An 11,500-nucleotide genomic window follows, 5' to 3' on the forward strand; every position below is an offset into this window, starting at 1 on the left:
CACCGAGCCTCGGACCGCCTCCACCACCTTCGCCAACTGCTCCACCGTCGGGTGCTGGAACAACTGCTTCGGCGTCACCTTCAGCCCCGCCTGCCCTGCCTTCGCTACCACCTGGATGCTCAAGATGGAGTCGCCACCCAGCGCGAAGAAGTTCTCGCGCACGCCCACCCGCTCCACGCCCAACACTCGCGCCCAGACTCCCGCCAGCGTCTCCTCGGTCCGCGTCCTCGGCGCTTCGTAGGACTCGCTGGCTTCCGTGCTCGCCTCCGGCGCGGGCAGCGCCTTGCGGTCCACCTTGCCATTCACCGTCAACGGCAGTGCGGGCAGCACCGTGAAGACCGCGGGCACCATGTACTCCGGCAGCCTTGCCTTCAGCTCCGAGCGCAACCCGTCCGTCGTCACCTGCGCGCCCATGCGCGCCACCACGTAGGCCACCAGCCGCTTGATGCCGGGCATCTCCTCCCGCACCACCACCACGCTCTCGGACACACCCTCGCAGCGGCTGAGCGCGGACTCCACCTCGCCCAGTTCGATGCGGAAGCCTCGCACCTTCACCTGCGAGTCCAGGCGGCCCAGGTACACCACGCTGCCGTCCGGCAACTGCTTCACCTGGTCCCCGGTGCGGTACAACCGCGCGCCCGGCTGCGTGCGGAACGGGTGCGGAACGAACTTCTCCGCCGTCAGCTCCGGACGGCCCAGGTAGCCCAGCGCCAGGCCGTCACCGCCGATGTACAGCTCCCCCAGCACCCCCACGGGCACCGGCTGGAGTTCCGCATCCAGCACGTACAGCTCCGTGTTCGACAGCGGATGGCCAATGGGCACCGTCACCGCGTCCGCCGCGAGCGCCTCCACCGCGTGCCACGCCGCGAACGTCGTGCTCTCCGTGGGGCCGTACGCGTTGACGAACTTCCCCGGCGCGCCCCGCGCGAGCACCGCCCGCGCCGCTCCCGGGTCCACCGCGTCTCCGCCCACGTGGAGCTGACGCACCGTCTGGAACATCTCCGCCGACTGCGCCACCAACTGGTTGAACAGGGCCGACGTCACGAACAGCGTGCTGATGCGCTCCTCGCGCAGGTACGCCGCGAACGCCGCCGGCGACAACGCCACGTCCCGCGACATCCCCACCAGCCGGCCGCCGTGCAGCAGCGCGCCCCACACCTCGAACGTCGCCGCGTCGAACGATGCGTTCGACACCTGCGCGATGCGGTCCTCCTCCGTCAGCTGGATGAAGTTCGTCTCCACCACCAGCCGCACCACCGCCCGGTGCGGAACCCAGACGCCCTTCGGCTTGCCCGTGCTTCCCGACGTGTAGATGACGTACGCCGGGTCCCCGGACTCCCCGCCGCTCTCCGGCGCGTGCGTCGGCTCCGCGTTCAGGTCCTCGTCGTCCAGGCCCACCACCTGCGATGCGCCTTCCGGCAGCGCGCCTCGCAGCGACGCCTGCGTCACCAGCACCTCCACCCCGGCATCCTCCACCATGAACGCCAGCCGCTCGCGCGGATAGCCCGCGTCTCCACCTGCCGGTACGTCCGCTGCTCTCCCGCGAAGTCCAGCGCCACCGCGTCCGGCGTGCGCTCCACCTGCGCACTCACCAGCGTGTGGACGCACTGCTCCCTTGGGTACGCCGTGCGCGTCGCGTTCCACGCCACCACCTGCCGCTGCCGCTCCTCCGCCGTCAGCAGCTCCAGCCGCCCCACCTTCGTGTCCGGGTTCGCCGCGATGCCCTGCAGCAGCACCTCCAGGTGCCCCGCCATCCGCTCCACCGTCGCCGCGTCGAACAGGTCGGTGTTGTACTCAATCGACCCGGAGAACCCCGTCGGCGTGTCGGACAGCGACAGCGTCAATTCGAACTTCGTCGTCTGCGCCTCCACGCGCAGCGTGCGCAGGGACACCTCCGGCATCACCAGCTCCGACACCGGCGCGTTCTGCAGGCTGAACATCACCTGGAACAGCGGCGAGTGACTGAGCGAGCGCACCGGCTGGAGCAGATCCACCAGCTTCTCGAACGGCACCTCCTGGTGCGCGAACGCCCCCAGCGCCCGCTCCCGCACCTGCGCCAGCACCTGCCGGAAGGTCAGCTCCGGCGTCACGCGCGCGCGCAGCACCAGGGTGTTGATGAAGAAGCCGATGAGGCCTTCCAGCTCCGCCCGGTTGCGGCCCGCGATGGGCGTGCCCACGCGGATGTCATCCTGGCCGGTGTAGCGCGCCAGCAGCACCTGCCACGCCGCCAGCAGCGTCATGAAGGGCGTCGCGCCCTCCTTCTGCCCGAGCGCCTTGAGCGCCTCGGACAATTCACGCGGCAACTGCACGAAGTGCTTCGCGCCGCGCGAACTCTGGACCGCCGGACGCGGCCGGTCCGTGGGCAGGGCAATCACGTCCGGCGCACCGGAGAGCTGCTCCTTCCACCACTTCAGCTGCGCTTCCAGCGTCTCGCCCTGGAGCCACTCTCGCTGCCACGCGGCGTAGTCCGCGTACTGAAGCGCCAGCGGGGGCAGCGGCGACGGGCGGCCGTGGAGGAACGCGTCGTAGAGCGCGGCCAGCTCGCGGATGACGACGCCCATGGACCAGCCGTCGGAGATGGCGTGGTGCATCGTCACGAGCAGGACGTGCTCGTGCTCCTGGGTGCGCAGGAGCGACGCGCGCACCAGCGGGCCCCGCGTCAGGTGGAACGGGCGCAGCGATTCCTCGCGCACGAGCCGGTGCAGCTCGTCCTGGAGGGCGGCGCCGGACAGGGTGCGCAGGTCCACTACGTCCAACGTCAGCGGCGACGGCGGCGCGATGACCTGCACGGGCCCCGCTTCCGTGGTGCGGAAGGTGGTGCGCAGCGATTCGTGGCGCTCCTGGAGGGCCGTGAAGGCCCGCTCCAGGGCATCCCGCTTCAGCTCGCCCTTCAGCTCGATGGCCAGGGGGATGTTGTAGAGCGCGCTCTCCGGCTCCAGCTGATCCAAGAACCACAGGCGCTGCTGGGCGAAGGACAGCGGCAACGGCGAGCCGTCCCGGGGACGCGAGGCGATGACCGGCGCGCGCGCGGGCTTGCCCTGCTGGGCTTGCTGCTGACGCAGCTGCTTGAGCAGGAGGGCACGCTTCTCGGGAGACAGGGCTGCGATGCGCTTGTCGGCGTCACTGCTCATTGCTGGAAACCTTCTTGCTGTCGTCCTGGGGGAGCACTTCGTCAGAGGAAAGGAGCGCCTCCGCCTCTTCGGCGGACAGGTTCTCCAGCTCCCCCATGAGTCGTTCGAGTTCCGCGGGGTCTGCTTGCGCGGCCTGGGCCTGCACGATGTGGACGGCGAGGTTCTCCACCGTCGGGGACTCGAAGATGTCCCGGAGCGGCAGCTCCACGTCGAACGTCGTGCGGATGCGGGAGATGAGCTGGGTGCCCAGGAGGGAGTGGCCCCCCAGCTCGAAGAAGTCGTCGTGGACGCCCACCTGCTTGACGCCGAGCAGCTCCGCCCAGATGGCGGCCAGCTCCTCTTCCAGCGCGTCACGCGGAGCGACGTAGCCCTTTTCCAGTTCGGGGCGTTCGGTGTCCGGTGCCGGCAACGCCTGGCGATCCAGCTTGCCGTTGGGCGTGAGCGGCAGCGCCGGCAGCGACACGAACGCCGTCGGCACCATGTACTCGGGCAGGCGCGCGAGGAGCGCTTCCTTCAGCGCGCGCACATCCAGCACCTCACCCTCACGCGGGACCGCGTAGCCCACCAGCCGGGGGTTGCCCGGCACGTCCTCGCGCAGGAGGACCACGGTGGCCTCCACGGCGGGATGATCCGCGATGGCCGCTTCCACCTCACCCAATTCGATGCGGTAGCCGCGCAGCTTGAGCTGGTGGTCGATGCGGCCCAGGAATTCGATGTCCCCGGACGGCAGGTAGCGCACCAGGTCACCCGTCGCGTAGAGCCGGCCGCCCGCGTCGGGACCGAAGGCGTCCGGCACGAAGCGCTCCGCCGTCAGGTCCGCGCGGTGCAGGTAGCCTCGCGCCAGTCCCACGCCACCGACATGCAACTGGCCCGGGATGCCCACCGGCACCGGCTGTCCCTGGTCGTCCAGCACGTACACCCGCACGTTCGGCAGCGGCGTGCCGATGGTGGGCCGCTCCGGATCCACGTTCGCCCGGACGGTGGCGCAGACGGTCACCTCGGTGGGGCCGTACGCGTTGAGGAAGCGCCGGCCCGGGGACCAGCGGCGCACCAGCTCCGCGGAGCATGCCTCGCCCGCGGCGGCCACCGACGTGAGCGCCGGCAGGTCCTCGGCGGGGAGCTGCGCCAGCACCGACGGTGTGAGCGTCACCGTGGTGATGCCCCGCGACTTCAGCAGGCCGTGCAGGGGCGCGCCGGGCATCAGCTCCTCGCGCGGCGTCAGGTGCAGGGCCGCGCCGGCCAGCAGCGCGGAGAACGTCTCCCACACCGACGCGTCGAAGCCGAACGCCGCGAACTGGAGGACGCGGCTGGAAGGCGTGATGCCCAGGGCCGCGATGGCCGCCGTGGCCGTGTTGCACAAGCCACGGTGATGCAACAGCGTCCCCTTGGGCCGACCCGTCGAACCCGACGTGTAGATGACGTACGCCAGGTGCTCCGGCTCCAGCTTCACCGGCGGTGGCGTCACGGGATGTTTCGCGATGCGCGCCGCGTCCGAGTCCAGGCACACCAGCAACTCACCCTGTGACGGCAATTCATCCGCCAGGGCGTCCTGCGTGACGATGACGGGCACCGCCGCGTCCGCCAGCATGTAGGCCAGGCGATCAGCCGGGTACGAGGGGTCCAGGGGCAGGTACGCGGCGCCCGCCTTGAGGATGCCCAGGATGCCCACCACCATGTCGAGCGAGCGTTCCACGCAGAGTCCCACCCGCGACTCCACGCCCACGCCGCTCTGCTTCAGGTGCCACGCGAGCTGATTGGCCTTCGCGTCCAGTTGCGCGTACGTCAGCGACTCCGCGCCGAACACCGCCGCCAGCGCCTGGGGCGTGCGCGCGGCCTGCGCCTCGAACAGCGCGGTGGCCGTCGGGCCCGGCAGCTCGGCCGTGCGCGTGTCGTTCCACGTCTCCAGCAGCGTGCGGCGCTCTTCGCCGGTGAGCAGGGAGAGTGAAGACAGGCGGCGGGAAGGCTCGCGCGTCAGGCCCTCCAGCACCTGTTCGAAGTGCTTCGCCATCCGGGCCACGGTGGACGTGTCGAACAGGTCCGTGGCGAACTCCCAGACGCAGGCGAGCCCCTGGGGCGTCTCCTGCACCGCGACGGTCAGGTCCAGCTTGGCGCGGGTGGCCTCCTGGCCCACCTGGGTGAGCTTCAGGCCGGGCAGCTCCAGCCGCGACGCGGGGGTGTTCTGGAGCACCAGCTTCACCTGGAACAGCGGGGCCTGCCCCAGGCTGCGCTTGGGGTTCAGCTCCTTCACCAGCTCCTCGAAGGGCAGGTCCTGGTGCGCGTAGGAGGACAGCGCCGTCTCCCGCGCGCGGGCCAGCAGCTCGCGCACGGTGGGGTCGCCGCCCAGGTTCCCGCGCAGGACGAGCTGGTTGACGAAGAAGCCGATGAGCCCTTCGGTCTCCGCGCGGTTGCGGTTGGCGATGTCCGTGCCCACCACGATGTCCGTGCGGCGCGTGTAGCGCGACAGCACCACCTGGAAGCCGGCCAAGAGCGCCATGAAGAGCGTGACGCCCTCGCGGCGGCACAGGGCCTGGAGGTCCGCCATCACCGACGGAGGCACCAGCACCTGGAGCTGCTCACCGTTGTGGGACTGCACGGTGGGCCGGGGCCGGTCCGTGGGCAGGTCCACCGTCTGCGGTGCGCCGTCCAACTGCTTGCGCCACCACGCGAGCTGCCGGGCCAGCGCGCCCTGCTCCATCCACTGGCGCTGCCAGGCCGTGTAGTCCGCGTACTGGAGGGCCAGCTCCGGCAGCGGCGACGGCTGGCCCAGGTGGAAGGCCTCATAGAGGGCCACGACTTCACGCACGAGCACGCCCATGGACCAGCCGTCGGAGACGATGTGGTGCATGGTCAGCAGCAGCAGGTGCTCCTGTTCGGCGAGCTTCAGCAACGTCACGCGCAGCAGCGGCCCCTTGGAGAGATCGAAGGGACGCTTCGCCTCGTCCTGGGCCCGCTGGAGGGCCTCCGCCTCGCGGGTGGACTCGGGCAGCGAGCCCAGGTCCTGCATGGGCAGCGGGGCTTCCGGCACCGGCAGGATGACGTGGAGCGGCCGGCCTTCCTCGGAGCGGAAGACGGTGCGCAGCGATTCATGGCGGCGGAACAGCTCCGCGAACGCGCGCTCCAGCGCGGCCACATCCAGCGTGCCCTGGAGCCGAAGCGCCGCGGGCACGTTGTGGAACGAGCCCTGCGGCTCCAGCTGATCCAGGAACCACAGCCGCTGCTGCGCGAACGACAGCGGCAGCGCGTCCGTGCGCGGCACGGCTACCAGGGGCGGGACGCGAGGTCCTTCGGCGTCCTTCGCCTTCGCCTCCAACAGGCGCGGGAGGAGCCCCGCGACGGTGGGGGCCTCGAAGAGATCCCTCAGCGGCAGCTCCACCTGGAACACGTCCCGGGCGCGCGACACCGTCTGCGTCGCCCGGAGCGAGTGTCCGCCCAGCGCGAAGAAGTCGTCGTGGACGCCCACCTTCTCCACGCCCAGCACCTGCGCGAAGAGTCCGGCGAGCAGCTCCTCCTCCGGCGTGCGGGGCGCCACGAAGTTCGCGTCCTCGCCCGGGCGTGCGGCCTCCGGCGCGGGCAGGGCCTTGCGGTCCACCTTGCCCGTCACCGCCACGGGCAGCGCGTCCAGCACCACGAAGGCGACCGGCACGAGGTAGTCCGGGAGCGTCCTGCGCAGCGCGGTCCGCAGCGACGCGGCGTCCAGCGCGGCACCGGGCTTCGGCACCACGTAGCCCACGAGTCGCTTGTCTCCAGGCACGTCCTCGCGCGCGAGCACCACGCCCGAGGCCACGTCCGGGAGGGCCGTGAGCACGGACTCGATTTCGCCCAGCTCGATGCGGAAGCCGCGCACCTTCACCTGGTCGTCCTGACGGCCCAGGTACTCCAGCACGCCGTCGGCACGGCGACGCACGCTGTCGCCGGTGCGGTACAGGCGCGCGCCCGGCTCGGGGCTGAACGGATCCGGCACGAAGCGCTCGGCGGTCAGGTCCGGGCGGCCCAGGTAGCCCCGGCCCACGCCATCACCCCCGACGAAGAGTTCGCCCACCGCGCCCAGCGGCGCGAGCCGGCCCGCCGCGTCCAGCACGTACAGGCGCGTGTTGGCGATGGGATGACCGATGGGCACGGGGCCCGTGCGCGGTTCGTCCTCGCGCACCTCGTGGATGCAGCAGCCCACCACCGTCTCGGTGGGACCGTATTCGTTGATGAGCCGGGTGCCCGGCGCGTACCGCCGCCAGTGCTCCAGCGCCTCGTAGCCCAGGGCCTCGCCGCCAATGACGAAGGCGCGGGCACGGCCGGGGGCATCCTGCTCGCCGAGCTGCGCCTCCAACAGACGCAGGTGCGCGGGCGTCAGCTTCACCAGGCTGTGGTCGGCCCGACGGCGAAGGGCGTCGCCCAGGCCCTCCACGGCGCCCACGGCCTCATCCACCAGCACGGCGGGACGGCCCGCGGCGAGCGGCGCCAACAGGCTGGTCACCGTGAGGTCGAAGGAGAACGACGAGTGCACCGGCGCACCCTGCCCGTCCGCCACGCGGTACGCGTTCAGGGTCCAGGCGAGGTAGTTGACGACGCCCCCGTGCGTCACCATCACGCCCTTGGGACGGCCCGTGCTGCCGGACGTGTAGATGACGTACGCGAGCGCTTCCGGAAGCGCCTCCACGTCCGGGCGAGTGGTCGGATGGGATGCGAGCACGGACTCCAGCGCGTCCAGGTGGACCACCGGGGTCCGCCCCCCCGGAAGGCGCGACTCCAGGTGCCGGTGCGTCAGCAGCGCGGAGAGGCCGGCGTCGCGGGCCATGTAGCCCAGACGATCCTCGGGATAGGTCGGATCCAGGGGCACGTAGGCACCACCGGCCTTGAGCACGGCCAGCAGGCCGACGACGAGGTCGGGACCGCGCTCCAGGCAGATGCCCACGCGGGATTCCGGACCCACGCCCAGCGAGCGCAGGTGGTGCGCCAGTTGGTTCGCGCGCGCGTCCAGTGCGCCGGCCGTCATGCGGCCCGTGTTCCAGCGCAGCGCCTCCGCGTCGGGCGCCTGCGCGGCCCGGGACTCGAAGAGCTGCTGGACCGCGAGCGTGCGCGGGTACTCCACGCGCGTGGCGTTCCAGGTGTCGCGCAGCGCGTGCGTCTCTTCCGCCGACAGGAGCGTCACGTCGGCGAGCCGCTGTCCGGCCCGCGCGGCCAGTCCCTCCAGGGCCCGGCGCCACTGACCAAGCAGGGCCTTCGCCGTGGCCTCGTCGAAGCGCGGCGTCTCATGGGCGAGCTTGAGCAGCAGCTCGCGGCCGGGAGCGGCCACCGCGGTAAGCGGGTAGTTCGTCCGCTCGAAGGCGTGGAAGTCACGCACGTCCAGCTGGCGGGCCTGCGCGTCCACCGTGGTGTCGACGGGGTAGTTCTCGAAGACGAGCAGCGTCTCGAAGAGGGGCGTTCCCCGGGGCACGTCGCTCCAGCCCTGCACCTGCACGAGCGGGCTGTGCTCGTGGTTGCGCAGCTCCACCTGCTGCGACTGGAACCGCTGGAGCCACGGGACGACGTCCGCCTGTTCCTCCAGCCGGACGCGCACGGGCAGCGTGTTGATGAACATGCCCAGCATCGTGTCGACGCCCGGCAGCTCCGAAGGACGTCCCGCGACGGTCGCGCCGAAGACGACGTCGGACGTGTTCGCATGGCGCGCGAGCACCAGGGCCCACGCGGCCTGCACCAGGGTGTTGAGGGTGAGCTGGTGCCGGCGCGCGAAGGTCTGGAGCGCGTCGGTGGTCTCGGTCGGCAGGAGCACCGCCTGCTCCGACAGCCCGCCAGAGGCATGGGTGCGGGAGACCACGCCCGCCGGAAGCGGCGTGGCGGCGGAGAAGCCCGCCAGGGTGTCGCGCCAGAAGGTCTCCGTGCGCGCCAGGTCCTGACGCTGGAGCCAGGCGATGTACTCGCGATACGCCGGGCCCTTGGTAAGAGCCGGGGCGTTACCCCGCACCAGCGCGGCGTAGCGGGTGAAGACCGCCTTGCGCAGCAGTGCCGAACTCCAGCCGTCCGTCAGCAGGTGGTGGAAACTCCACACCAGCCGGTACGCCTGTTCCTCCGTGCGGATCAGCGCCAACCGCATCAGGGGCGCACGGGACAGCTCGAAGCCGAGTGCCCGGTCCTCCGCGAGGAACGTCTCCAGACGCGACTGCTGTTCAGCGACGGGCAGCCCGCGCCAGTCGAGCTCCGTCCACGGCAGCGTTACGCGCGCATGCACGGCCTGGAGCGGGGATTCCAGTCCCTGCCAGAAGAAGGACGTGCGCAGCACCGGGTGGTTGGCGAGGACGTCCTGCCAGGCCTGCCGGAGGGCCCCCAGGTCCAGCGCGGAGTGGAAGCTCCACGAGCGCTGTTCGAAGTACGCGCCCGACGCCGGCTCCAGCAGCGTGTGGAAGAGCATGCCCTGCTGCATGGGTGACAGCGGGTACAGGTCCTCCAGGTCGGGCACCGCCGCCATCACGCGCTCCAGCGCGGTGGCGTCCACCCGGGCGAGCGGGAAGTCCGTGGGCGTGCGGCGGGCCGCATCCTCCGACGCGCGGGTCGAGATGAGCGTGCGCAGCGCGGCCACGAAGTCACGGGCCAGGGACTCGATGGTGGCCTGGGTGTAGAGGTTTTCGCTGTAGCCCCAGCTCAGATGGAGCTGTCCGTCCAGCACCAGTCCGCTGACGTCCAGGACGTGGCGGCGCGGAGCGCGCGCGCTGCGCACGGGTCCACTGCCTTCGCGGGCGATGCTGAAGGCGGTGTCCCCTGCCGCGGACGCGACGCCGTCGAACTGCCCCAGGTAGTTGAAGGACACCTGCGCGGGAGGCGCGGCGCGCAGGGCGTCCACCGTCGCGTCGTCACCCAGGAAGCGCAGGAGCCCGTAGCCCAGGCCGTTGCCCGGCAGGCGCCGCAGGGTGTCGCGGACCGCGCGCAGGCCGTCGCCGGGGCTGCCGGACACCGGCACCTCCAGCAGCACGGGATACACGGCGGTGAACCACCCCACCGTGCGGGAGATGTCCGCGTCCGCGAACAGCTCCTCGCGCCCGTGGCCCTCCAGGTTGACGCGCACACGGGGCTGCCCCGTCCAGCGCGCCATCGACTGGACCAGCGCCGCGAGCAGCACGTCGTTGATCTGCGCGCGCCACGCTCCGGGCACTTCCTGCAACAACAGCCGCGTCTCCTCCACGTCGAGCGACAGCGACACGCTCCGCGTCGAGCCCACGACGTTCTCACCCCCGGCCCGGTCCACGGGCAGCGGCGCGACGCTCCGGGTGCCGTCCAGCCAGAAGGCGCGCTCGGCCAGCACCTCCGGGGTGCGGGCATGGGCTTCCAGCTTGCGGGCCCACGTCTGGAAGGAGGTCGTCTTCGCGGGAAGCCGGACCGGGCGACCCGAGGCGAGCTGCTGCCAGGCTGTCTCCAGGTCCTCCAACAACACGCGCCAGGACACGCCATCCACCGCGAGGTGGTGCACCGCCAGCAGCAGGCGCGCCGTGTGACCTTCGCCGCGTTCAATCAGCATCGCGCGCAGCAGCAAGCCCTCCTCCAGCACCAGGCTCGCCTGCACCTGGGCCGCAGCCTCCTGCAGGGCCTGCGCCTTCGCGGCTTCATCCAGCGCGGAGATGTCCAGCCGCCGCAGCGACAGGGGCTGGTCCAGGCCCGCGTTCTCTTGCGACCAGCCGCTGGCGTCGCGGGTGAAGCGCAGTCGCAGGGCGTCGTGGTGCGCGACGAGGTGGCGAAGCGCCTGCTCCAGGAGCGCGGCATCCACCGGACGGCGGACCTCGATCATCAACGACTGGTTGAGGTGGTGCGGATCCACGACGTCTTCTTCGAAGAGCCGACGCTGGATGGGCGTGAGCGGGACGGACCCACGCACCTCGCCCTGCTCCGCGACGACGAGCTGGGCCGTCGTGGCGACGCCCGCCAGGGCCGCGATCGTCTGGTGCTGGAAGAGCTGCCGGGTGGTGATGCGCAGTCCGGCCTGCGCGGCACGCGCGACGATCTGGAGGCTGATGATGGAGTCGCCGCCCAGTTCGAAGAAGTTGGCGTGGATGCCGACGTGATCCAGACGCAGCACCTGCGCCCAGATGCGCTCCAGGGTCTGTTCGATGGACGTGCGCGGTGCGACGTAGTCCCGTGCGTCCGCTTCCGTGCGCTCCGGCTTCGGCAGGGCCTTGCGGTCCACCTTGCCGTTCGCGTTGAGCGGCAGCGCCTCCAGCACCACCAACGCCGACGGGACCATGTACTCCGGCAGCCGCCCCTTCAGCTCGCTTCGCAGCGCGGCGCTGTCCAGCGCGTGGCCCGGCTTCGCCACCACGTACCCCACCAGCCGCTTGTCCCCGGGCACGTCCTCCCGCGCCACCACCACCGCCTCGCGCACGCCTTCGCAT

General features: G+C 71.4%; 3 protein-coding genes. All 3 read right to left on the reverse strand.

The window, feature by feature from the left end; all coding sequences use genetic code 11:
* On the reverse strand, positions 1-1,479 hold a 1,479-nt coding region (locus tag D7Y13_RS29995; protein WP_120630847.1), incomplete at its 3' end, for a non-ribosomal peptide synthetase.
* Entirely contained in the window at positions 1,446-3,131 is a 1,686-nt protein-coding gene (locus tag D7Y13_RS30000; RefSeq protein WP_120630848.1) for a condensation domain-containing protein, read from the reverse strand. The genes D7Y13_RS29995 and D7Y13_RS30000, both read right to left, overlap by 34 nt.
* Positions 3,121-11,490, reverse strand: coding sequence for a non-ribosomal peptide synthetase (locus D7Y13_RS30005; protein ID WP_120630849.1), 8,370 nt, complete (start codon positions 11,488-11,490; stop codon positions 3,121-3,123). The genes D7Y13_RS30000 and D7Y13_RS30005 overlap by 11 nt, the downstream gene beginning before the upstream one ends.
* Between the last annotated feature and the right edge of the window lie 10 nt (positions 11,491-11,500).

This window comes from Corallococcus praedator, assembly GCF_003612125.1.
Taxonomy (GTDB): Bacteria; Myxococcota; Myxococcia; order Myxococcales; family Myxococcaceae; genus Corallococcus; species Corallococcus praedator.